Source organism: Pseudomonas canadensis (assembly GCF_030980095.1).
In the GTDB taxonomy this organism is placed as follows: Bacteria; Pseudomonadota; Gammaproteobacteria; order Pseudomonadales; family Pseudomonadaceae; genus Aquipseudomonas; species Aquipseudomonas canadensis.
Genome location: NZ_CP133298.1, coordinates 5,151,779 through 5,173,445 on the forward strand (window position 1 = coordinate 5,151,779; position 21,667 = coordinate 5,173,445).

The following is a 21,667-nucleotide window of genomic DNA, read 5'->3' on the forward strand; positions in this document are numbered from 1 at the left end:
GAGCATTCTTGAACAAGGGCCGCCGAACCTGCGGGGCCCTTGCAGCAAAACCATTAGTTCAGGTGTTCGACGCGGATCCGCACCACGGGGCCGACCACGCCTTGCAGGGCTTCCAGGGCAGCGATGGCATCGTTGATGTGCTGTTCGAGCACGCGGTGAGTCAGCAGGATCATCGGCACCTGGCCGTTTTGTTCCTCGACTTCCTTCTGCATGATCGACTCGATATTGATACCGCGCTCCGACAGGATGCTGGCGACCTGGGCCAACACGCCCGGATGGTCCTGGGCCTGGATGCGCAGGTAGTAGGCGCTTTCGCAGGCTTCGATCGGCAGGATCGGGTGCGCCGACAGCGAATCCGGCTGGAAGGCCAGGTGCGGCACGCGGTTTTCCGGGTCGCTGGTCATGGCGCGGACCACATCCACCAGGTCGGCGATCACCGACGAAGCGGTCGGCTCCATGCCGGCACCGGCGCCGTAGAACAGGGTCGAACCGGCCGCATCACCGTTGACCATCACAGCGTTCATCACGCCATTGACGTTGGCGATCAGGCGGTCGGCCGGGATCAGCGTTGGGTGCACACGCAGCTCGATGCCCGCAGGTGTGCTACGCGCGACGCCCAGGTGCTTGATGCGGTAGCCCAAGGCTTCGGCGTAGTTCACGTCGGCGGTGGTCAGCTTGGTGATGCCTTCGGTGTAGGCCTTGTCGAACTGCAGCGGGATACCAAAGGCGATGGACGCCAGGATGGTCAGCTTGTGAGCGGCGTCGATACCTTCCACGTCGAAAGTCGGGTCGGCTTCGGCGTAACCCAGGGCCTGGGCTTCGGCAAGCACGTCTTCGAAGGTGCGGCCCTTTTCGCGCATTTCGGTAAGGATGAAGTTACCGGTGCCGTTGATGATGCCGGCCACCCAGTTGATGCGGTTGGCGGACAGGCCTTCACGGATCGCCTTGATCACCGGGATGCCACCGGCCACGGCGGCTTCGAACGCCACGATCACGCCCTTCTCACGCGCCTTGGCGAAGATCTCGTTGCCGTGCACGGCGATCAGCGCCTTGTTGGCGGTAACCACGTGCTTGCCGTTCTCGATGGCCTTGAGCACCAGCTCACGGGCCACGGTGTAGCCGCCGACCAGCTCGATGACGATATCGATTTCAGGGTTGGTGGCAACGGCGAAGACATCGTTGGTAATCGCAATACCGGTCGTTTCGAACTGAGGCTTTGGCGAACGCGTGGCAATTTGCGCCACTTCAATCCCGCGACCTGCGCGGCGGGAAATTTCCTCAGCGTTACGCTGAAGTACGTTAAAGGTGCCGCCACCGACGGTCCCTAACCCACAGATGCCTACTTTGACCGGTTTCACTGAAGAACTCCCCATGAAACGGCCGACGCTAGGTCGGCCGTGGAAAACAGCCGCACGACTGCGGCTTGCAATTAACGACCCGCTGACGTGTCAGCGAGCCTTGATCGTCGACATTTCGACGATACTGATTTATTTGGCACTGAGCGCCAGTTTGGCAACTTGTGGTGCCGGCTGGTAGCCCGGAATCACTTGGCCGTCAGCCAAAACGATGGCCGGTGTACCGTTCACGCCGATGGACTGGCCCAGGGCGAACTGCTTGGAAACCGGATTGGCACATTTGGCCGCCTTGATTTCCTTGCCATCGACCATCTTGTCCATGGCTGCTTTCTTGTCGGCCGAGCACCACACGGCTTGCAACTGCTCGTCACCCGGCGAACCCAGGCCCTGGCGCGGGAACGCGACGTAGCGCACTTCCACGCCCAGCTTATTCAGCGCCGGCACTTCGGCGTGCAGCTTGTGGCAGTAAGGGCAAGTGGTATCGGTGAACACGGTGATATGGGTCTTGGTCTCGCCGATGGCCGGGTAAACCACGGTTTCTGCTACCGGAATGCCATTGATCAGCTTGGACACGCCCAGGCGCTCGGCTTTCTCGGTGAGGTTGACCGGCTTGCCGTCCTTCAGCTGGAACAGGTAACCCTGGACGATGTACTGGCCGTCGGCACTGGCGTACAGCACGCGGCTGCCCTTGAGCTTGACTTCATACAGGCCGGCCATCGGGCTGGCGCTGATGCTTTCGATCGGGGTATCGAGTTGCAGGTTGGCCAGGCTCTTGCGGATGGTCTGCTCGGCAGCGTCATCGGCGAAGGCAAAGGTAGAAACCAACGCAATGGCTGCGGCGGCAATAATCTGGGTCAAGCGCATGGGAACTCCTGAAGGCAGATGCAGGGACGGGAGCAGTAGCACCGATGTGGAAACTCGGGCATGGGCCGTCCCCTTTGCTAACCGGCAAAGCCTACCACAGTTGGGCCGCAGGGCAGCCCGTGACGGGATAAATTGGCGGTTTTCAGCCTCGCGGGTGGTGCTTGGCGTGCATATCCTGCAAACGTGCACGCGCGACGTGGGTGTAGATTTGGGTTGTGGATAAGTCGCTATGGCCGAGCAACATTTGCACCACGCGCAAATCCGCACCGTGGTTGAGCAAATGCGTGGCAAATGCATGGCGCAACGTGTGGGGTGACAAGGTCTTGCCGATACCGGCGACCTTGGCCTGGTGCTTGATACGATGCCAGAAGGTCTGCCGGGTCATCTGCTCGCCGCGCAGGCTGGGGAACAGCACGTCGCTGGGCCGCCCGCCAAGCAGCTCACTGCGAGCATCACGCATATAGCGCTCGACCCAGACAATCGCCTCCTCGCCCATCGGCACCAGCCGTTCCTTGCTGCCCTTGCCCATCACCCGCAGCACGCCCTGACGCAGGTTGACTTGCTCCAGGGTGAGGCTAATCAATTCGGTCACCCGCAGGCCGCAGGCATACAACACCTCCAGCATGGCACGGTCGCGCTGGCCGATGGCCTCACTTAAATCCGGCGCGGCGAGCAAGGCCTCCACGTCGGCTTCCGACAGGGATTTGGGCAATGGCCTGCCGAGTTGTGGCATGTCGACTTGCAGGGTGGGATCGAGGGCGATCAACTTTTCCCGCAGCAGATAGCGATAAAACCCACGCACACCGGAAAGGAATCGCGCGGTGGAGCGTGGCTTGTAGTTCTGCTCCAGACGCCAGGCCAGGTGATCGAGGATCAGCTCGCGGCCGGCGTTGATCAATTCGAGGTTTTTTTCCTGCAGCCAGCCGTTGAACAGCGCCAGGTCGCTGCGGTAGGCCTGGCGCGTGTTGTCTGACAGGCCTTTTTCCAGCCAGAGGGCGTCAAGGAAACGGTCTATCAGGGGGTGGTCGATGGCGGGCATGGGGGCTCAGGCGGATTTCTGTAATGTCTGTTAGATCCTATCGCAGGCAAGCCAGCTCCCACAGGGGTTTTGTGTCGGGTCACTGATTTGTACCCTCCACCGATCAAATGTGGGAGCTGGCTTGCCTGCGATGGCCGCGGCTCGGTCCAGGATCAGTCTACAAACCCAGGCAGCACAGGCACCGGACGCTTATCGGCATCAATCGCCACAAAACTGAACACACCTTGGATCGCCTTCTCGCGGCCATCGGCGCTCATGCTCTCTACGAACACTTCCACTTCAACCTTGAGGCTGGTGTTCCCCACCTTGATTACGCGACCGATCAGCTCAACGATGGAGCCGGCCGGGATCGCATGATTGAAGTCGATACGGTCGGTAGACACCGTCACCAGCGGCAAGCGACAAAAGCGCGTGGCGGTAATGAACGACACTTCATCCATCCACGCCAGGGCGGTGCCGCCGAACAGGGTGTTGTGGTGGTTGGTGGTCGGCGGGAACACGGCCTTGGTCACGTGGGTCACGGACAGGTCGGTGCGGCGCTGGATTTCTTCGAGGCGGGTGGTCATGGACAAATACCGGCAAATAGACAAATTTCAGGCACAAAAAAGCAGCCCGTAGGCTGCTTTTTTCTGCATCGGGAAGCTGGACTTAAGCCAGTTTTTCCTTGATGCGAGCTGCTTTACCGGACAGGTCACGCAGGTAGTACAGCTTGGCTTTACGTACGTCACCGCGACGCTTGACGGCCATGCTGTCGATTTGCGGGCTGTAGGTCTGGAAAGTACGCTCTACGCCAACACCGTTGGAGATTTTACGAACAGTGAAAGCACTGTTCACACCACGGTTACGCTTGGCGATTACCACGCCTTCGAACGCTTGCAGACGCGAACGGTCGCCTTCCTTCACTTTCACCTGAACGACAATGGTGTCGCCCGGGGCAAAGGTAGGGATCTCTTTGGTCATCTGCTCTGCTTCGAGTGCAAGGATGATTTTGTTAGTCATGCTGTGCTCCTAAGGTAAGTCAATGGACCTACCATCGATACGTTGTTAACTATCGTCCCGCGCGAGGATGTATTCCTCGAGCAGCTTCTTCTCTTCTCCAGAAAGCGAGCGGCTTTCCAGAAGATCGGCGCGTCGTTCATAGGTCCGACCAAGGGACTGCTGTAAACGCCAACGCCGGATGTGTGCGTGATTGCCACTTAGCAATACGTCGGGAACACGCTGATCCGCATACACCTCCGGTCGGGTGTAGTGCGGGCAATCCAGCAAACCATCCGTGAAGGAATCTTCCTCCGCGGAGTCCGCATGCCCTAAAGCTCCAGGCAGCAGTCGTGTAACCGCATCTATCAGGACCATCGCCGGCAGCTCGCCGCCAGACAGGACATAGTCCCCAATCGACCACTCTTCATCGACATGAGCTTCAATAAAACGCTCGTCAATGCCTTCATAGCGACCGGCAATCAGGATCAGTGCTTCCTCATTCGCCAGTTCGCGGACCCCAGCCTGTTTCAGCTGGCGGCCTTGAGGGGACAGGTAAATTACCTTCGCCTTCTCCCCGGCGGCGGCCTTGGCCTGAACCAACGCGTCTTCCAGGGGCTTGATCTTCATCACCATGCCAGGACCACCGCCAAATGGGCGATCGTCTACAGTGTGATGTCGATCCGTCGTGTAGTCTCGCGGGTTCCAACAGGTGAGCTGCATCAGCCCCTGTTTCACCGCCCGACTGGTGATGCCGTACTCGCTGATGGCGGAAAACATCTCGGGAAACAAACTGATCACTTCAATGCGCAAATTAGCCACGCTTAGAAGTCCGCGTCCCATTCCACCTTCATCTCGCCCGCTGCCAGGTCGACGGCCAACACGCATTGCTCGGTATAGGGCAACAGGCGTTCGCGATCATCCAGGCTGCCAGCGCAAGGCTTGACCACCATTACATCATTGGCGCCGGTTTCCAGAAGATGATCGATTTTCCCGAACAATTGCCCGAGTTGATCAATAACCTTCAGACCTTCCAGCTGGTACCAGTAGTACTCACCGTCGGTCAATTCAGGGAACAGGTCTCGCGGCACGCAGATCTCATAACCGGCCAGAAGACGAGCTTCTTCACGGTCATCAAGACCCTTGAGCTTTGCGACCAGGAACTTATCGCTCCCGCGTCCACTGACCAGCTCAACCTGCTTCACACTACCTTCGCGCTTGAGCGTCCAGGTCTTGTACTGCAACAGGTTTTCAGTCGGATCAGTAAAGGAATACACCTTCACTTCGCCGCGAACGCCATGAACAGAGTAAATCTTGCCGATAACGATCAAATCATCAGCAACAGCTGGCGTCGCGTTCATATTGCTCAGGCTGCGGCCTTAGCCGAGTCCTTCAACAGTTTTGCAACGCGCTCGGATGGCTGTGCACCCACGCTCAGCCAGTAGGCTACGCGCTCTTGGTTCACGGACAGACGAACTTCTTGACCACGAGCAACAGGGTTGAAGAAACCAACCTGTTCCTTGTGCGAACCGTCACGCGGGTTGCGGCTGTCGGTTACGGTCAAGTGGTAAAACGGGCGCTTTTTGGAGCCGCCAAGGGCAAGACGGATTGTTAGCATGTGAACATCGTTCCTGTAGTCGGTGCTGCAAATCTAAATGCACAGCGGGCATAGGTGCCCGAAAGGCCGCATATTCTAAGGAATATCCGGACTTTTGCAAATGTCTTTTTCTGGCGCCTATCAGCGTGCCACTCAGATCTGCTATAGAGCCGTCGGTTAAAACGGCCGGTCAGCCCCCGCCAACGGCGGGTTTGCTGGAGATCCCACATCCCTGTGGGTCGGAGCAGAAGCGAACTTCTGCTCGAATTCTTTACATCTTTGGCATCCCGCCGCCGGGCAACATACCGCCCATGCCGCGCATCATCTTGGCCATTCCGCCCTTGGCGGAGAATTTCTTCATCATCTTCTGCATCTGCTTGTGTTGCTTGATCAAGCGACCGATGTCCTGCACCTGGGTGCCGGAACCCATGGCGATCCGGCGCTTGCGCGAACCGCTGATCAGCTCGGGATCGCGGCGCTCGGCCGGGGTCATGGAGTTGATGATGGCCTCCATCTGCTTGAACTGCTTCTCTGCCGCGCCCTGGGCATTGCCCATCTGCGCCAGGTTCACACCGCCGATGTTCGGCAGCTTGTCCATCAGGCCGCCAAGACCGCCCATGTTCTTCATTTGTTGCAGCTGGTCGCGGAAGTCTTCGAGGTCGAAGCCCTTGCCCTTCTTCAGCTTTTTGGCCAGTTTGTCGGCCTTGTCCTTGTCGAGCGTGGCTTCGGCCTGCTCGATCAGGCTGAGCACGTCGCCCATGCCGAGGATGCGCGAGGCAATACGCTCTGGGTGGAACGGCTCGAGCGCTTCGCTCTTCTCGCCCATACCGATGAACTTGATCGGCTTGCCGGTGATGGCACGTACCGACAGCGCAGCACCGCCGCGGGCGTCACCGTCGACCTTGGTCAGGATCACGCCGGTCAGCGGCAGTGCGTCACCAAAGGCCTTGGCGGTATTGGCCGCATCCTGGCCGGTCATGGCGTCGACCACGAACAGCGTCTCGACCGGGTTGATCGCGGCATGCAGCGCCTTGATCTCGCCCATCATCTCTTCGTCGATGTGCAGGCGACCGGCGGTATCGACGATGACCACGTCGATGAACTTCAGCTTGGCTTCTTTAATAGCCGCGTTGGCGATGTCGACCGGCTTCTGGCTCAGGTCGGACGGGAAGAAAGTCACGCCTACTTCGCCAGCGAGCATTTCCAACTGCTTGATGGCCGCCGGACGGTACACGTCGGCCGACACCACCATCACGGACTTCTTCTTGCGCTCTTTAAGGAAGCGCGCCAGCTTGCCGGCGGTGGTGGTCTTACCCGCACCTTGCAGACCGGCCATCAATACGACGGCCGGCGGCACGGCGCTGAGGTTCAAGTCTTCATTGGCCGCGCCCATCAGGCTTTCGAGCTCGGCCTGGACGATCTTCACAAAGGCTTGGCCCGGCGTGAGGCTGCGAGACACTTCGGTGCCCACCGCGCGCTCTTTGACCGAGTTGACGAAGTCCTTCACCACCGGCAAAGCCACGTCGGCTTCCAGCAACGCCATGCGCACTTCACGCAGGGTGTCTTTAATATTGTCCTCGGTCAGCTTGGCCTTGCCGGTGACATGGCGCAGCGTCTGCGAGAGACGGTCAGTCAGATTTTCAAACATGCGCGATCCTTTCAGGCCCTATTCATAGACCGAGGTAATGGCGGCCCAGGCTGTGGTAAATCGCTATTAAAAACAGCGCTCGGTGAGCCTGCGGCGTGGGCAGGTCGCGGATTATAGCGAAGACTGCCGCCATGCACACCCGCTGTCTGGCTTGAGAGTCTTTCGTGTTACGCGGGGGTATGCCAAACTCAGCGCCTTTCGGGCTTGCCTAACAGGATTTATGCTCCCTTTGTCACCCAGTTTGCTACCCAGCCTCGCCGCCGCCATTTTGTATGCCGCTGCGACTCTCTACCAGGGCACTCGTCTGGCCCAAGGCGCCAAGGCGGACAAACGCCTGCTCGTCGGCCTTGGCGTCCTCGCCCTGCTGGCCCATGCTGCCAGCCTGTTTACCCATTTGATGACGCCCGTCGGCCTGGGCCTGGATTTTTTCAGCGCCGCCAGCCTGATCGCGGCTGCCGTCATCGCATTGACCCTGCTGGCCTGCTACCGGATTCCCGTCGAGAACCTGCTGGTGCTGCTATTCCCCTTGGGCATGCTGACGGTGCTGATGGCGCAATTCGCCCCGACCGGCACGGTGCAGGTGATCGATGAAGAACCGGGCATCCTCGCGCACATCCTGCTGTCGATCCTCGCTTACGGCATGTTCACCATCGCGGTGTTCCAGGCCCTGCTCCTGCTGCTGCAGGACCACCAGCTCAAGCACAAGCACCCCTCGGGGCTGATCAAGAACTTCCCGCCGCTGCAAACCATGGAAAGCCTGCTGTTCGGCTTCCTGTGGGCCGGCTGGACGCTGCTGTCGCTGTCGCTTATCTCCGGCTGGCTGTTCGTCGAAAACCTGTTCGCCCAGCACTTGGTGCACAAGACCCTGCTAGCGTGCCTGGCCTGGGTGGTGTTCAGCGTGTTGCTGTGGGGCCGCAACCGCCTCGGCTGGCGCGGGCACAAGGCGATCCGCTGGACCCTGGCCGGTTTCTGCCTGCTGATGCTGGCCTATTTCGGCAGCAAGCTGGTCCGCGAATACATCCTGCATATCTGACGGGCAGCGATCATGGACAACCTGCCACTGGAGCCGATGCTCGCGGTAATCGCCCTGCTGGTCCTATGGGCCGCACTATTCACCGCCATCGAAGCCGCGCAACAACACCTGCTGGCCCTGCGCCCCGGCACACGCCAGGGCGACAAGGCCGCCACCCGCCTGAGCTTTCCGCGTAACAGCCTGATCCTGTGCAACAGCCTGTGTCGCGCCGCCGTGGTGATCCTCTGCACGCTGCTGGCCATCTATGCCTGGGCGCAGAACGGGCCCTGGCTGGGTTGGATGATCTCCTGCGCGATCCTGCTGGTTCTGGCCGACTACCTGCCCCGCGCCCTCGCCGTCCGCCATCCGCAGGCCGTGCTGGGCTTTGGCAATACGCTGTTGGGCGTGCCGCTGAAAATCCTCTACCCGCTGGCCTGGCTGCTCAATGGCATCAGCCTGTTGCTGCTGCGCCCGTTCGCACGCAAATCCGGCGTGGTGAAACAGAGCGACGAACCGCTGCCCGACCATGACGACGAGCGGGAAGCCGAATCCGACGAAGGCCACACACCTGGCATGCCCGGCATCCACGCCCTGGACAACATCACTGTCAACGACATCCTGGTGCCGCGCAGTGAAGTGGACGGCATCAACCTGGACGACTCGATCGAAGAGATCATCGAGCAACTGCGCACCTCCCAGCGTACGCGCCTGCCGGTGTTCCACAGTGATATCAACCAAGTGCAGGCCGTGCTCAACACCCGGCAGATCCAGCACCTGCTGCCCGACGCCAGCCTGACCAAGGAAGCGTTGCTCGCCGCCTGCCACGAACCCTACTTCGTCCCGGAAAGCACGCCCCTGCAACTGCAACTGCTTAACTTTCACAAGCAGCAGCGCCGCCTGGGCATGGTGGTGGATGAATACGGCGAAGTGCTGGGTATCGTGACCCTGGAAGACATTCTCGAAGAAATCGTCGGCGAATTCGAAAGCGAGCAAAGTGCCGACAACCCGCATATCGAGCCTCAGCCGGACGGCCGCTACATCATCGATGGCGCTGCATCGATCCGCGAACTCAACAAGAGCCTGAACTGGCACCTGCCCAGCGACGGCCCCAAGACCCTCAACGGCCTGGTCACCGAAGCGCTGGAGACCATTCCCGATTGCGCGGTGTGCCTGAAAATCGGGCGCTACCGCCTGGAAATCCTCGAGACCGAGGACAACCGCGTGAGCAAGGTGCTGATCTGGCACACCAGCCGGATGCCGGTCGCCGTATAAGCTGCTGGCGAAACACATTCTCCCTGTGGGAGCGGGCTTGCTCGCGAATGCGGTAGACCAGCTGAAGATGAGCTGACTGACCCACTGCTTTCGCGAGCAAGCCCGCTCCCACATTTTGATTTGCGGCGTGTCAGCCCCCTTGTTGTATGTTCAAACCCCTTCCTATAATCGGTGCGGCTTACCAGAGCCGCGCCCGACCGCGTGCTACCCGCACCCAGCGTGTCCAGGCACCGCCTTATCGTGTCCGACCGGTGTTCGCTCCCATCCCGAGCCTGCCCGCGCACAACCCTGATCCATGGGTGTTCGACCAATAATAATCCGCGTCCAAACGCGCAATGACCATCAGGGACACCACCATGAGCACCACCTACAACGTGGCCGCGCCCGCCGCCGCCCCGACCAACTCGACTGCACGGGTCGCCACGGCGAGCATCGTCGGCACCGCCATCGAGTTCTACGACTTCTATATCTACGCCACGGCCGCTGCGCTGGTGATCGGCCCGGTGTTCTTCCCGCAGACCTCTGGCACCGCACAGATGCTGGCGTCATTCCTCACCTTCGGTATCGCCTTCATCGCCCGCCCGCTGGGCTCAGCGCTGTTCGGCCACTTCGGCGACCGCATCGGGCGTAAATCCACACTGGTGGCGTCACTGCTGCTGATGGGCGTATGTACCACGCTGATTGGCTTGCTGCCCGGCTATGACAGCATCGGGGCCTGGGCGCCGATCCTGTTGTGTGTGCTGCGGTTCGGCCAAGGCCTCGGCTTGGGCGGTGAGTGGGGCGGCGCGGCGCTGCTGGCCACCGAGAACGCGCCCAAGGGTAAGCGCGCCTGGTTTGGCATGTTCCCGCAATTGGGCCCTTCGATCGGCTTCCTGGCCGCCAACGGCTTGTTCCTGATTCTGGCCATGAGCCTGAACGACGAGCAGTTCCGCAGCTGGGGCTGGCGCATCCCGTTCATCCTCAGCGCTGCGCTGGTGATGGTTGGCCTGTACGCGCGACTGAAGCTGCACGAAACGCCGGTGTTCGCCAACGCCGTCGCCAAGGAAGCGCCGGTCAAGGTGCCACTGGTGGAATTGTTCAGCCAGCATTGGCTGCCGGTATTGCTGGGCGCTGCGTCGATGGTGGTGTGTTACGCGCTGTTCTATATCACCACCGCGTTTTCCCTGAGTTATGGCGTTTCAACCCTGGGCTACAGCCGCGAGACCTTCCTCGGTCTGCTGTGCTTTGCGGTGCTGTTCATGGGACTGGCGACGCCATTGGCGGCGCTGGCCAGTGATCGCTACGGACGCAAGCCGGTGCTGATTGTCGGCGCGATCCTGGCGATCCTATCGGGCTTCACCATGGAACCGCTGCTGACTCACGGTTCGACCTGGGCCGTAGCGCTGTTCCTGGCCTTGGAGCTGTTCCTGATGGGCGTGACCTTCGCGCCGATGGGCGCCATGCTGCCGGAACTGTTCCCGACCCGCGTGCGTTATACCGGTGCTTCGGCGGCGTATAACCTGGGCGGGATTGTAGGCGCGTCGGCCGCACCGTTTTTCGCGACCAAGCTAGTGGCGATGGGTGGGCTGAGTTATGTCGGCGGGTATGTGTCGGCGGCAGCGCTGCTCAGCTTGATTGCTGTGCTGTGCCTGAAAGAGACGCGGGATAATGACTTGAACAAGGTCGTCTGATAGACCGAATCACCTGTAGGAGCGAGCTTGCTCGCGAAAAAGGTACATCCGACGCCGCAATGCGCCTGAAATGCCTTCGCGAGCAAGCTCGCTCCTACAGGGCCTGCCTTACAGCTCTACTACAACAGCCTTCGAAGCACGGGTCGCCTTAGCCCGAGCCGCTTCAATCGACTCATCCCGCGCCAGCGCCACGCCCATGCGGCGCTGGCCATTCACTTCCGGCTTACCAAACAGACGCAACGCCGTGTCCGGCTCGCTCAGCGCAGCACCGAGGTTGGCGAACGCAGTCTGGGTCGACTGGCCTTCTACCAGGATCACCGCCGAGGCCGAAGGCCCGAACTGACGGATCAACGGGATCGGCAGGCCCAGGATTGCGCGCGCATGCAGCGCAAACTGCGACAGGTCCTGGGAAATCAAGGTCACCAAACCGGTGTCATGCGGGCGCGGCGAGACTTCGCTGAACCACACCTGATCCCCCTTGATGAACAGCTCAACGCCAAACAGACCACGACCTCCCAGGGCCTCGGTCACCGCTTTGGCAACACGCTCGGACTCTGCCAGGGCAATCGGGCTCATGGCCTGCGGCTGCCAGGATTCCTGGTAGTCGCCCTTCTCCTGACGGTGACCGACCGGGGCACAGAACGTGGTGCCGCCGATGTGACGCACGGTCAACAGAGTGATTTCGTAGTCGAAGTCGATAAAGCCTTCGATGATCACGCGGCCTTTACCGGCACGACCACCTTCCTGGGCATAGTCCCAGGCTTTTTGCACATCATCGGCGCTGCGCAGCAGGCTCTGGCCTTTGCCCGACGAACTCATCACCGGCTTGACCACGCAGGGGAAGCCCAGGTCCTGCACGGCTTTGCTGTAATCTTCGAAGGTATCGGCGAAGTGGTACGGCGAGGTCGGCAGGTCCAGCTCTTCAGCGGCCAGGCGGCGGATGCCTTCACGGTTCATGGTCAACGAGGTGGCGCGCGCGGTCGGGATCACGGTGAAGCCTTCGGCTTCCAGTTCTACCAGGGTCGCGGTGGCGATGGCTTCGATTTCCGGCACGATGAAGTGCGGCTTCTCGGCCTCGATCACCGCACGCAACGCAGCGCCGTCGAGCATGTTGATAACGTGGCTACGGTGCGCCACCTGCATGGCCGGCGCATTGGCGTAGCGATCCACGGCAATCACTTCAACGCCCAGGCGTTGCAGTTCGATTACCACTTCCTTGCCCAGCTCACCGCAGCCACACAGCAAAACGCGGGTCGCGGTTGGCGACAATGGAGTTCCGATTCGGGTCATCTCAGGTCCTCAGGGGAGCGGATCATTGGGAGAAAGGCCGGCATTTTACATGAACTGCAGCAATTGGCCTCAGTTGACGACGGCGCGCTTGCGGATGCGCCAGGCCATGATCAACCACACCACCGTGACCCCGGCGAATTTCGACACCAGCGCGGTGCCCGCTACCGCTGGGGTGAGCGCGCCGATCAAGCCGAAGAAGATGAAGGTATCGAGAGGAATACTCAGCGCCGAACTTATCCACAGGCGGTCGTGCAACGGGCGCTTGGTGATGCTGAACACCAGCCAGTCGATGCACTCGGACACCGCGAAGGCCGTGGCGCTGGCCAGGGCGATGGCTGGGTCGGACGTGACATACGACAGCACCAGCGCAGCCAGCATGGCGATGATCGCACCGTGGCCGAAGCGGGTTTGCACCATGTCGCGGAGGATAAAGACCAGGCCACCCCAAGCAGACCAGATAACGTCCAAATGCGGGGCGGTGGAGAAGGCGAAGTTGATCAGCACGACGCTGCTGATGTAGGCGATCAGGAAGAGCATGGGGCGAAAACCTGTAGGAGCGAGCTTGCTCGCGAAAAACATTAACGATTACGCGGGGTACCTGACTATACGCGGTGTCATCGAGTTTTTCGCGAGCAAGCTCGCTCCTACAGGGGATAGCACTCAGCCGCCGGATTTCCCGGAAACCATAAACACCAGCCCACTCGCCACCGCCCGCTCATGACACAACCCCAACACCACCCGACGCTCGGCATTATCCATGCGACTCCAACGCGTAATCTCATCCACCGTGCGCTGGCAGCCAGTACAAATATCGTCGTCATCCAATGCACAAATGCTCACGCACGGCGACGCAACGGGGCGCTCAATCGGGCTCATTCTTCCTGCTCAACCAGGTCACGCGCATAACGCTGCGAGTTATGCACATAGTGCGCGGCGCTGGCTTCAAGCATGCGCTTCTGTGCGTCGGTCAATTCACGCACCACCTTGCCCGGCGAACCCATCACCAGCGAACCATCGGGAATTTCCTTGCCTTCGCCGATCAGCGAATTGGCGCCGATGATGCAGTGCTTGCCGATCTTGGCGCCATTGAGGATCACCGCGTTGATGCCGATCAGGCTGTAATCATCCACCGTGCAGCCGTGCAACATGGCGTTATGGCCAATGGTCACGCCGGTGCCCAGGGTCAGCGGGTAGCCCATGTCGGTGTGCATCACGCTACCGTCCTGCACGTTGCTGTTCTTGCCGATCAGGATCAGTTCGTTGTCGCCACGCAACACCGCGTTGAACCAGACATTGGCGCCCTCCTCCAGCTTGACCTTGCCCACCAGCGTGGCATTCGGCGCCACCCAGCTGTGTGGATGCGTCTCGACGCGGGCGTCGCCCAGGCGGTATTTCATGGTGTTTCCTCACGGCGTTGCCATTCAAGCGATGGCTTAGATGTTGATGAAACTCTTGGGTGGTTGGTGCAGGCTGATCTTGGCATCGTCATAGAGGAGGTTGATCAACTCGACGATCATGATCGCCGTCAGCCCCCAGATCTTGTATTCGCCGAATCGATAGCTGGGCACGTACCAACTACGGCCCTGGTAATCGATCCGGTGGGTATGTTCCCGTGGGTCTTGTCGGAAGAAGTCCAAGGGCACGCTGAAAACAGCGGCGATTTCGGCATCGTTGGCCAGGTATTCGACGTAATCGGGGATGACGCCGACATACGGCGTAACCCGAATGCCATGCAGGGAGATCAATGGGCTCAGCGGGCCGATGACTTCCACCAGGCCGGGTGGCAGGCCGATCTCTTCTTCCGCTTCACGTAGCGCGGTGAAGATCAGGTCCGGGTCTTCGGGGTCACGGCGCCCGCCGGGAAAGGCCACTTCGCCACCATGGGTCGACAGGCCACTGGCGCGCAGGGTCAGGATCAGCTCAGGTTCGTCACTGCGGGTAATCGGCACCAGCACCGCGGCCTCGGGGAAACGCCCGTCGGTTTCAAGCGTGTGGGGGGTGTGATTGCTTACCCGGCGAAGTAGCTCGTCCAGCATGAGTCATCTCGGTCTGTTGGCTACCTTGCATCATGCACCAAAGCTCGCGGGCGCCCAACCCCAAAACCCGCGCCGTGTCGCTAAACGACAACTTGTTGCAGCGCCCTGCCCGTCACGCCAAGATAGACGCACTTTCCAGGAACCCCAGCATGAATTTCTGCAGCCAGTGCGGTAAACCGGTCACCCAACGCATCCCCGAAGGCGACGGCCGCCTGCGCTTTGTGTGTGATCACTGCTCGACCATCCACTACCAGAACCCCAACATCGTCGCCGGCACCGTACCCGTGTGGGGCGATAAAGTGCTGCTGTGCCGCCGCGCCATCGAACCGCGCCTGGGCTACTGGACCCTGCCCGCCGGCTTCATGGAAAACGGCGAGACCGTGGAACAGGCCGCCATGCGCGAAACCCTGGAAGAAGCCTGCGCCCGCGTGCACAACCTGAACATCTATACGCTGATCGACGTGCCACACATCAACCAGGTGCATATTTTCTACCGCGCCGACCTGCTCGACCTGGACTTCGCCGCCGGCCCCGAAAGCCTGGAAGTGCAGCTGTTCGATGAAGCCGACATCCCTTGGTCCGAGCTGGCTTTCCGCACGGTCGGGCGTACCCTGGAATACTTTTTCGCTGACCGCAGGCAACAGTCGTTCCCGGTGCGCAGCGAAGCCGTGCCGGCGATGGGAAAGCCCGCGCCATGACACTGGGGATACCGTCTTTGATGCGCTGGGTGCTTGCCCTGCTCTGCCTGTCGTTCACCACGCTGTCAACAGCCTCTACGGTGCAAACCCTGGGCGGCAAGCCTGTCGAAAAAGTCCTGGTGCTCAAGTCTGCCCACCAATTGCAGTTGATCAACGACGGCAAGCCTTTCAAGACCTACCGCATTTCCCTGGGCAAGAACCCGAAGGGCCACAAGCTGATCGAGGGCGACCGCCGTACGCCAGAGGGCCTGTACTGGATCGACTGGCGCAAGACCAGCGACCGCTTCAACCTGGCCATGCACATCTCCTACCCAAACATCAGCGACGCCGCCCGCGCCCGCCGCGAAGGCGTGAAGCCCGGCAGCATGATCATGATCCACGGCACCCCCGACACCGAGGATTACCCGGAACAGTGGTTCCACACCCTGGACTGGACCGACGGCTGCATCGGCATGCGCAACGTGGACATGCGCGAAGTTTGGAACTTGGTCAAAGACGGCACCCTGATCGAGATTCGTCCGTAATCTCGTACCGTTCGTAAAATAATTCGAAAAAATTCCTGCCCTGCCCCGCGCCCGCCGGTGAATACCAGTTCACCCCCGCGGGCTGCGCAGTTCTGCGCGTGATAAAGACCTCTCTAATACCACTTGATACCAGGCCCCATTACAGAGCCCGAAAACCAATGCCTGCACCATTTTGACTGCATTGACATGGTATTTAAGTGGTATTAATTTCCGGCCCATACCGGGCGACAACACTCCAATAACCGCATCGGAAACCTTAACGATGAATCCCATCCTGGCCCTGCGCCCCGACGACAAACAATCCACGCCGCTGTACCTGCAATTGGCGCGCAAACTGGAAGCGGCGATCCATGCCGGCCAGTGGACGTCCGAGCAGGCACTGCCGTCAGAACGCGTTCTCAGCGAGCAATTGAGCATTTCGCGCGTCACCGCACGCAAGGCGTTGGAAGTGTTGTTTGCCCAAGGGCTGATCCGCCGCAACCAAGGTTCCGGCACCTATATTTCGCCACGTTTGGAACAGCCGCTGTCGCGCCTGTCGGGGTTCAGCGAAATGCTGCGGCTCAAGGGTTTCGTGCCCAGCTCCCAATGGCTGGAGCGTGAACTGACCCAGCCGACCCACGAAGAGATGATCCGCCTGGGCCTGTCGCCCGCCGACAAAGTGGCTCGCCTCAAGCGCTTGCGTAAGGCGGATGACACGGTGATGGCAATTGAAATGACCACCATGCCCGCCTCGGTGCTGCCACAGCCACAAGCCATCGGCCACTCGCTGTACGAGTACCTGGAAGGCATCGGCAAACCGGTGGTGCGCGCCCTGCAGCATATCCAGGCGATCAACGCCTCGGACGAGTTCGCCAAGCTGGTCGGCATCGCCCCCGGCACCGCCATGCTGCTGATGACCCGGGTCGGCTACACCGCCGATAACACCCCGATCGAAATCACCGACACCTACTGCCGCAACGACTACTACGACTTCGTCGCAGAACTGCGTCGCCACGACTATTCCGCTGAACTGCGAATTTAGAGAACTGCCCATGTCCGAAGACAACATCCTCACGCCCAGCGGCTGGATTCGCGGCCGCCTAGTGCACGCGCACGGCAAGGTCGTCGCCATCGAAGGCACGCCCTGCGACCCGGCTGAAAACGAGTTGCCCTACCTGCTGCCGGGCTTTATCGACCTGCATGTGCACGGCGGTGGCGGCGCGGACATCATGGAAGGCCGCGATGCCTTCGAGACGATCACCCGCACCCATGTGCGCTTTGGTACTACCTCGTTGCTGGCCACCACCATGACCGCTCCGGTGGAGGAAATCTCAAGCGTGCTTGGCCAGCTCGGCACGTTCTGCGAGCAACGTCCTACCGGCAGCGCCCGTGTACTCGGCGTGCACCTGGAAGGGCCCTACATCAATCCCGGAAAACTCGGCGCCCAACCCAACTTCGCCCACACCGCGTTGATGGCCGAAGTGGAAGCCTACCTGCGCCTGGCGCCAATTCGCGTGATCACCATCGCGCCGGAAATCGCTGGCCACGACGGCCTGATCCGCGCCCTCAGCGAACGCGGCGTGCGCATGCAGATCGGCCACACCCTGGGCAGCTACGAAGAAGGCGTCGCCGCCCTCGCCGCCGGAGCCACCAGCTTTACCCATTTGTACAACGCGATGAGCCCGTTGCATCACCGCGAGCCGGGCATCGTCGGCGCCGCGTTGGCCCACGCCAAATACGCCGAATTGATCCCGGATCTGCTCCACGTTCACCCCGGCGCCATGCGCGTGGCGTTGCGCTCGATCCCATGCCTGTATTGCGTCACCGATTCCACCGCCGCCGCCGGCATGCCCGACGGTGAATACAAGCTGGGCAGCCACACCGTGACCAAATGCCTGGGCGGCGTACGCCTGGCCGATGGCACCCTGGCCGGCAGCACGCTGACCATGGACCAGGCGCTGCGCAACCTGGTGAAGATCGGCTTGCCCATCAGCGAAGCCTCACAACGCCTGTCGCAATTTCCTGCGGACTACCTGGGCCTGGAAGAACGCGGCCGCCTGCAACCCGGCAGCTTTGCCGACTGCGTGCGCCTGGACCGCTCCCTGACACTCACCGACGTAATGGTCGAAGGAGAAACCATTGACTTCAAAAATGCTTGAAGAGGCCCTGGCCTCCTGCGACGCCGTGGCCGCCCAACTGCAACGCCTGGACCCGGCGCTGGAGGAAATCGCCGGCCGCCTGCGCCGTCAGCCGCCGCAGGTGGCGATGACCATCGCCCGTGGCAGCTCGGACCATGCCGCCAGCTATTTCGCCTACCTGACCATGCAGCACGTCGGCATTCCGGTGGCGTCGTTGCCGATGTCGGTAGTGACCCTGTTGCAGGCGCCAATGAAAGTCAGCGGCCAGGTGGCGTTTGGTTTCTCCCAGTCGGGGCAAAGTCCGGACTTGGTGAACAGCCTGCGTCTGCTACGCAAACGCGGTGCCCTGAGCATCTCGCTGGTCAACGCCGAAGACTCGCCGCTGGAAGCCGCCTGCGAATTCCATGTGCCGCTGTGCGCCGGGCCGGAACACAGTGTGGCCGCGACCAAAAGCTTCATCGCCACCCTCAGCGCCAGCGCGCAGCTGATCGGCCACTGGAACCAGGAAACCGAGTTGCTGCAAGCCTGCCGCGCCCTGCCCGATGACCTGCGTGCCGCCGCCCAGCAAGATTGGACGGTTGCCATCGACGCCCTGCGCGACTGCCAGCAATTAATGGTCATCGGTCGCGGCGCCGGCTTCGCCATCGCCCAGGAAGCTGCACTCAAGCTCAAGGAAACCTCGGCGATCCAGGCCGAAGCCTTCAGCAGCGCCGAAGTGCGTCACGGGCCGATGGCCTTGATCGACAAGAATTACCCCTTGCTGGTGTTCGCCCCACGCGGCGCCGAGCAGGCTGGCCTGTTGAGCCTGGCCGCCGATATGCGCCAACGCGGCGCCCGTGTGTTGCTGGCTGCGCCAGACGATATCGCCGAACGCGACCTGACCCTGAGCCGCGCCGAACACCAGACCCTGGACCCGATCCTGGCAATCCAGAGTTTCTACGTGATGGCGGCAGGTTTGGCGCAAGCCCGAGGCATGGACCCGGACCAGCCGCGTCACCTGAGCAAAGTTACCCGCACTCACTGAGTGGTGTTTTCCTGATGAGTACCGTGCCCATGTCCTACAACAATAATGAATTGACCCTCAGCGCCCCGTTAAGCGGGCCCGTGCTGACCCTGGGCGACGTTCCTGATGAAGTGTTTGCAAGCCACGCCATGGGCGATGGTATTGCCATCGACCCCCTGAACGATTGCCTGCATGCGCCCTGTGACGGCGTGATCATCCATGTCGCGCGCACCGGGCACGCCCTGACGATTCGCGCCCAGAACGGTGCCGAGGTGTTGATGCATGTGGGCATCGATACGGTGGAACTGAACGGCGAAGGCTTTGCCTTGCTAGTGAAGGAAGGCGCGAAGGTGAGCAAGGGGCAAGCATTGGTGCAGTTTGACCTGGACCGCATTGCGCGCCAGTGCAAGAGCTTGATCAGCCTGATCATCCTGACCAATGGCGAACGTTTCGAATTGCGTTCGGTAGCCGGGCAATCGATCAAGGTCGGCGAGCCGTTGTTGCAGGTCGTGGCGCGTTCGGCGGCAGCGGTTCAAGCCGCTGTGGATAACTCGGCCACTGAAGTCAGCGCCAGCGTGCGCATCACGCATCGCGGTGGTTTGCATGCGCGTCCGGCGGCGTTGATCCGCAAGACGGCCCAGGGTTTCAGCAGCCAGGCACAGCTGCATTTCGGTGAAAAATCAGCTTCGTGTGACAGCTTGATTGGCTTGATGGGACTGGGTATTGGCGAAGGGGATGAAGTGCGTGTGAGCTGTCGCGGCAAGGATGCGGAGGCGGCGTTGCAGGCACTGGTCGCGGCCTTGTCCGCCGCCATCAAGCACGAACACCACGCCCCCGTCGTTGCCACCCCACGCCGAGCCAACACCGAAGCCGGCGTGTTGCAAGGTGTGTGTGCTGCTCCGGGTCTCGTATGTGGGCCGCTGTTCCGCCTGACGGGTATCGAACTGCCGGCAGACGCCGGCCACCATACTGCCGATGAGCAGCTGCAACGCCTGGACACCGCCCTGGAGCAAGTGCGCAGCGAAATTCGCATCACTCTGGATCAAGCGCGCCAGCGCAAGAACGTCGAGGAAGAAGACATCTTCGCCGCCCACCTCGCGCTGATGGAGGATCCTAACCTGCTGGAAGCCGCGACCGGCTCCATCGAAAAAGGCAGCGCAGCGACTCACGCCTGGCGCGATGCAATCCAGGCGCAATGCGCGGTATTGCTGGCCCTGGGCAAACCACTGTTTACCGAACGCGCCAACGATCTGCGTGATTTGCAACAACGGGTACTGCGTGCGTTGCTGGGTGAGGCCTGGCATTTCGAATTGCCCGCGGGGTCGATTGTCAGCGCCCATGAACTGACCCCCTCAGACCTGCTGCAACTCAGCGCGCAACAGGCCGTCGGCATTTGCATGGCCGAAGGCGGCGCCACCTCTCACGTGGCGATCCTGGCTCGCGGCAAAGGTTTGCCCTGCGTGGTGGCGTTGGGTGCCGAAGTCCTCGATGTGCCCCAAGGTCAACGTGTGGTGCTGGACGCCGCCAACGGCCGCCTGGAACTGGCACCCAGCGACGCGCGCCACGCCGAAGTGCACCAGATTCGTGACGCGCAGAAACGGCGTCGCCAGCAGCAACAGGCCCAGGCTCAACAGCCGGCGCGCACCAGCGATGGCGTGACCATCGAAGTGGCCGCCAATGTCGCTTCCAGTGCCGAAGCCCTGGTGGCGTTTGAAAATGGCGCCGATGGCGTCGGCCTGCTGCGCACCGAATTTCTCTTCGTTGATCGTCGCACTGCACCGGATGAACAGGAGCAGCGCCAGGCCTACCAAGCCGTACTGGATGCCATGGGCGACAAGTCGGTGATCATCCGCACCATCGACGTGGGCGGCGACAAGCAGCTCGACTACCTGCCGCTGCCGGTCGAAGCGAATCCGGTGCTGGGCCTGCGCGGTATTCGCCTGGCCCAAATGCGCCCGGAACTGCTCGACCAGCAACTGCGCGCGCTGCTGCAAGTCTCCCCACTGGAGCGCTGCCGCATCCTGCTGCCGATGGTCAGTGAAGTGGATGAGCTGCTGCAGATCCGCCAGCGTTTGGATGAGTTGTGCGTGGAGCTGGAACTGACCCAGCGCCCCGAACTGGGCGTGATGATCGAAGTGCCCGCCGCCGCGCTGATGGCCGAGCAGTTGGCCAAGCACGCGGACTTCCTGTCCATCGGCACCAATGACCTGTCCCAGTACACCCTGGCCATGGACCGCGACCACGCCGGCCTTGCCGCGCGCGTCGATGCGCTGCACCCGGCGCTGCTGCGGCTGATCGCGCAGACCTGTGCTGGGGCTGCAAAACACGGGCGCTGGGTCGGTGTGTGTGGCGCCCTCGCCTCCGACCCGTTGGCCACACCGGTCCTGGTGGGCCTGGGGGTCAGCGAGCTGTCGGTAAGCCCGCCGCAGATCGGAGAAATCAAGGACCGTGTCCGCCAGCTGGACGCGGCGCAATGCCGGCAACTGAGCCAAGGGCTGCTCGACCTGAGCAGCGCCAAAGCCGTTCGCCAAGCCTGTCAACACCACTGGCCGCTGAGCTGACAACAA

General features: G+C 61.3%; 23 protein-coding genes. 9 read left to right on the forward strand and 14 right to left on the reverse strand.

Features of this window, described 5'->3' with window-relative positions:
• Nucleotides 1-53: 53 nt before the first annotated feature.
• The 9 genes from RB216_RS23940 to ffh all read right to left on the reverse strand — a co-directional run bounded on the left by RB216_RS23940 (nt 54) and on the right by ffh (nt 7,478).
• The gene (locus RB216_RS23940; RefSeq protein ID WP_010207988.1) at nt 54-1,358 is read right to left on the reverse strand and encodes a homoserine dehydrogenase; all 1,305 of its coding nucleotides are present in this window, start codon (nt 1,356-1,358) and stop codon (nt 54-56) included.
• Between the two features lie 129 nt (nt 1,359-1,487).
• Nucleotides 1,488-2,219 (reverse strand): thioredoxin fold domain-containing protein, encoded by a 732-nt coding sequence (locus RB216_RS23945; protein WP_010207987.1) that lies wholly within the window; start codon nt 2,217-2,219, stop codon nt 1,488-1,490.
• A 142-nt stretch (nt 2,220-2,361) separates the two neighbouring features.
• Nucleotides 2,362-3,258 carry a site-specific tyrosine recombinase XerD gene (gene xerD, locus RB216_RS23950; RefSeq protein WP_028617812.1) on the reverse strand — a complete coding sequence of 299 codons (897 nt, stop codon included), beginning with the start codon at nt 3,256-3,258 and terminating at the stop codon, nt 2,362-2,364.
• A 152-nt stretch (nt 3,259-3,410) separates the two neighbouring features.
• Entirely contained in the window at nt 3,411-3,824 is a 414-nt protein-coding gene (locus RB216_RS23955; RefSeq protein WP_003193963.1) for an acyl-CoA thioesterase, read from the reverse strand.
• A gap of 82 nt (nt 3,825-3,906) precedes the next feature.
• Nucleotides 3,907-4,257 carry a 50S ribosomal protein L19 gene (rplS, locus tag RB216_RS23960; RefSeq protein WP_003175895.1) on the reverse strand — a complete coding sequence of 117 codons (351 nt, stop codon included), beginning with the start codon at nt 4,255-4,257 and terminating at the stop codon, nt 3,907-3,909.
• Nucleotides 4,258-4,302: 45 nt separating this feature from the next.
• Nucleotides 4,303-5,076, reverse strand: a complete 774-nt coding sequence (gene trmD, locus RB216_RS23965) for a tRNA (guanosine(37)-N1)-methyltransferase TrmD (protein ID WP_308907974.1) — start codon at nt 5,074-5,076, stop codon at nt 4,303-4,305.
• Nucleotides 5,058-5,594, reverse strand: coding sequence for a ribosome maturation factor RimM (rimM, locus tag RB216_RS23970; protein WP_028617814.1), 537 nt, complete (start codon nt 5,592-5,594; stop codon nt 5,058-5,060). Before rimM ends, trmD begins: the two co-directional genes overlap by 19 nt.
• A 5-nt stretch (nt 5,595-5,599) precedes the next feature.
• Nucleotides 5,600-5,851, reverse strand: a complete 252-nt coding sequence (rpsP, locus tag RB216_RS23975; protein ID WP_003175899.1) for a 30S ribosomal protein S16 — start codon at nt 5,849-5,851, stop codon at nt 5,600-5,602.
• A 250-nt stretch (nt 5,852-6,101) separates the two neighbouring features.
• On the reverse strand, nt 6,102-7,478 hold the full coding sequence (gene ffh, locus RB216_RS23980) for a signal recognition particle protein (RefSeq protein WP_003193965.1): 1,377 nt from the start codon (nt 7,476-7,478) through the stop codon (nt 6,102-6,104).
• 220 nt (nt 7,479-7,698) lie between these two features.
• Here ffh and RB216_RS23985 point away from each other — a divergent pair, with 220 nt between their 5' ends.
• From RB216_RS23985 to RB216_RS23995, 3 genes are all read left to right on the forward strand, one after another.
• Entirely contained in the window at nt 7,699-8,511 is an 813-nt protein-coding gene (locus tag RB216_RS23985) for a cytochrome C assembly family protein (RefSeq protein WP_016977712.1), read from the forward strand.
• A 12-nt stretch (nt 8,512-8,523) separates the two neighbouring features.
• A complete protein-coding gene (locus RB216_RS23990; RefSeq protein WP_028617816.1) occupies nt 8,524-9,762 on the forward strand; it encodes a transporter associated domain-containing protein in 1,239 nt (412 codons plus the stop codon).
• 356 nt (nt 9,763-10,118) lie between these two features.
• The gene (locus tag RB216_RS23995) at nt 10,119-11,432 is read left to right on the forward strand and encodes an MFS transporter (protein ID WP_028617817.1); all 1,314 of its coding nucleotides are present in this window, start codon (nt 10,119-10,121) and stop codon (nt 11,430-11,432) included.
• 108 nt (nt 11,433-11,540) lie between these two features.
• Here RB216_RS23995 and purT read toward each other — a convergent pair whose 3' ends face one another.
• From purT to RB216_RS24025, 5 genes are all read right to left on the reverse strand, one after another.
• Nucleotides 11,541-12,722 carry a formate-dependent phosphoribosylglycinamide formyltransferase gene (gene purT, locus RB216_RS24000; RefSeq protein ID WP_017139720.1) on the reverse strand — a complete coding sequence of 394 codons (1,182 nt, stop codon included), beginning with the start codon at nt 12,720-12,722 and terminating at the stop codon, nt 11,541-11,543.
• A 69-nt stretch (nt 12,723-12,791) separates the two neighbouring features.
• Entirely contained in the window at nt 12,792-13,259 is a 468-nt protein-coding gene (locus tag RB216_RS24005; RefSeq protein WP_010207975.1) for a VUT family protein, read from the reverse strand.
• 123 nt (nt 13,260-13,382) lie between these two features.
• Nucleotides 13,383-13,598, reverse strand: a complete 216-nt coding sequence (locus RB216_RS24015; RefSeq protein WP_122554807.1) for a DUF1289 domain-containing protein — start codon at nt 13,596-13,598, stop codon at nt 13,383-13,385.
• The gene (locus tag RB216_RS24020) at nt 13,595-14,119 is read right to left on the reverse strand and encodes a gamma carbonic anhydrase family protein (protein WP_028617818.1); all 525 of its coding nucleotides are present in this window, start codon (nt 14,117-14,119) and stop codon (nt 13,595-13,597) included. Before RB216_RS24020 ends, RB216_RS24015 begins: the two co-directional genes overlap by 4 nt.
• Before the next feature lie 36 nt (nt 14,120-14,155).
• Nucleotides 14,156-14,758 carry a CoA pyrophosphatase gene (locus RB216_RS24025; protein WP_016971944.1) on the reverse strand — a complete coding sequence of 201 codons (603 nt, stop codon included), beginning with the start codon at nt 14,756-14,758 and terminating at the stop codon, nt 14,156-14,158.
• Nucleotides 14,759-14,907: 149 nt separating this feature from the next.
• Between RB216_RS24025 and RB216_RS24030 the strand changes: the two genes are divergently transcribed.
• From RB216_RS24030 to ptsP, 6 genes are all read left to right on the forward strand, one after another.
• Nucleotides 14,908-15,456 carry an NUDIX hydrolase gene (locus tag RB216_RS24030; RefSeq protein ID WP_028617819.1) on the forward strand — a complete coding sequence of 183 codons (549 nt, stop codon included), beginning with the start codon at nt 14,908-14,910 and terminating at the stop codon, nt 15,454-15,456.
• A 20-nt stretch (nt 15,457-15,476) separates the two neighbouring features.
• Entirely contained in the window at nt 15,477-15,980 is a 504-nt protein-coding gene (locus RB216_RS24035; protein ID WP_308908900.1) for a L,D-transpeptidase family protein, read from the forward strand.
• Between the two features lie 262 nt (nt 15,981-16,242).
• Nucleotides 16,243-17,001: a GntR family transcriptional regulator gene (locus RB216_RS24040; protein WP_016977704.1), complete on the forward strand. Its 759-nt coding sequence runs from the start codon at nt 16,243-16,245 to the stop codon at nt 16,999-17,001.
• 10 nt (nt 17,002-17,011) lie between these two features.
• Nucleotides 17,012-18,118: an N-acetylglucosamine-6-phosphate deacetylase gene (nagA, locus tag RB216_RS24045; protein WP_028617821.1), complete on the forward strand. Its 1,107-nt coding sequence runs from the start codon at nt 17,012-17,014 to the stop codon at nt 18,116-18,118.
• The gene (locus RB216_RS24050; protein WP_236317795.1) at nt 18,111-19,121 is read left to right on the forward strand and encodes an SIS domain-containing protein; all 1,011 of its coding nucleotides are present in this window, start codon (nt 18,111-18,113) and stop codon (nt 19,119-19,121) included. Before nagA ends, RB216_RS24050 begins: the two co-directional genes overlap by 8 nt.
• A 29-nt stretch (nt 19,122-19,150) precedes the next feature.
• Nucleotides 19,151-21,661, forward strand: coding sequence for a phosphoenolpyruvate--protein phosphotransferase (gene ptsP, locus RB216_RS24055; protein ID WP_308908901.1), 2,511 nt, complete (start codon nt 19,151-19,153; stop codon nt 21,659-21,661).
• The last annotated feature ends 6 nt before the right edge of the window (nt 21,662-21,667 follow it).

Bases quoted from the DNA above. Each gene is read 5' to 3' on its own strand.
- RB216_RS23945 (WP_010207987.1), bottom strand. From the start codon at position 2,219: ATGCGCTTGACCCAGATTATTGCCGCCGCAGCCATTGCGTTGGTTTCT.
- xerD (WP_028617812.1), bottom strand. From the start codon at position 3,258: ATGCCCGCCATCGACCACCCCCTGATAGACCGTTTCCTTGACGCCCTC.
- RB216_RS23955 (WP_003193963.1), bottom strand. From the start codon at position 3,824: ATGACCACCCGCCTCGAAGAAATCCAGCGCCGCACCGACCTGTCCGTG.
- rplS (WP_003175895.1), bottom strand. From the start codon at position 4,257: ATGACTAACAAAATCATCCTTGCACTCGAAGCAGAGCAGATGACCAAA.
- trmD (WP_308907974.1), bottom strand. From the start codon at position 5,076: ATGGGACGCGGACTTCTAAGCGTGGCTAATTTGCGCATTGAAGTGATC.
- rimM (WP_028617814.1), bottom strand. From the start codon at position 5,594: ATGAACGCGACGCCAGCTGTTGCTGATGATTTGATCGTTATCGGCAAG.
- rpsP (WP_003175899.1), bottom strand. From the start codon at position 5,851: ATGCTAACAATCCGTCTTGCCCTTGGCGGCTCCAAAAAGCGCCCGTTT.
- ffh (WP_003193965.1), bottom strand. From the start codon at position 7,478: ATGTTTGAAAATCTGACTGACCGTCTCTCGCAGACGCTGCGCCATGTC.
- RB216_RS23985 (WP_016977712.1), top strand. From the start codon at position 7,699: ATGCTCCCTTTGTCACCCAGTTTGCTACCCAGCCTCGCCGCCGCCATT.
- RB216_RS23990 (WP_028617816.1), top strand. From the start codon at position 8,524: ATGGACAACCTGCCACTGGAGCCGATGCTCGCGGTAATCGCCCTGCTG.
- RB216_RS23995 (WP_028617817.1), top strand. From the start codon at position 10,119: ATGAGCACCACCTACAACGTGGCCGCGCCCGCCGCCGCCCCGACCAAC.
- purT (WP_017139720.1), bottom strand. From the start codon at position 12,722: ATGACCCGAATCGGAACTCCATTGTCGCCAACCGCGACCCGCGTTTTG.
- RB216_RS24005 (WP_010207975.1), bottom strand. From the start codon at position 13,259: ATGCTCTTCCTGATCGCCTACATCAGCAGCGTCGTGCTGATCAACTTC.
- RB216_RS24015 (WP_122554807.1), bottom strand. From the start codon at position 13,598: ATGAGCCCGATTGAGCGCCCCGTTGCGTCGCCGTGCGTGAGCATTTGT.
- RB216_RS24020 (WP_028617818.1), bottom strand. From the start codon at position 14,119: ATGAAATACCGCCTGGGCGACGCCCGCGTCGAGACGCATCCACACAGC.
- RB216_RS24025 (WP_016971944.1), bottom strand. From the start codon at position 14,758: ATGCTGGACGAGCTACTTCGCCGGGTAAGCAATCACACCCCCCACACG.
- RB216_RS24030 (WP_028617819.1), top strand. From the start codon at position 14,908: ATGAATTTCTGCAGCCAGTGCGGTAAACCGGTCACCCAACGCATCCCC.
- RB216_RS24035 (WP_308908900.1), top strand. From the start codon at position 15,477: ATGCGCTGGGTGCTTGCCCTGCTCTGCCTGTCGTTCACCACGCTGTCA.
- RB216_RS24040 (WP_016977704.1), top strand. From the start codon at position 16,243: ATGAATCCCATCCTGGCCCTGCGCCCCGACGACAAACAATCCACGCCG.
- nagA (WP_028617821.1), top strand. From the start codon at position 17,012: ATGTCCGAAGACAACATCCTCACGCCCAGCGGCTGGATTCGCGGCCGC.
- RB216_RS24050 (WP_236317795.1), top strand. From the start codon at position 18,111: ATGCTTGAAGAGGCCCTGGCCTCCTGCGACGCCGTGGCCGCCCAACTG.
- ptsP (WP_308908901.1), top strand. From the start codon at position 19,151: ATGTCCTACAACAATAATGAATTGACCCTCAGCGCCCCGTTAAGCGGG.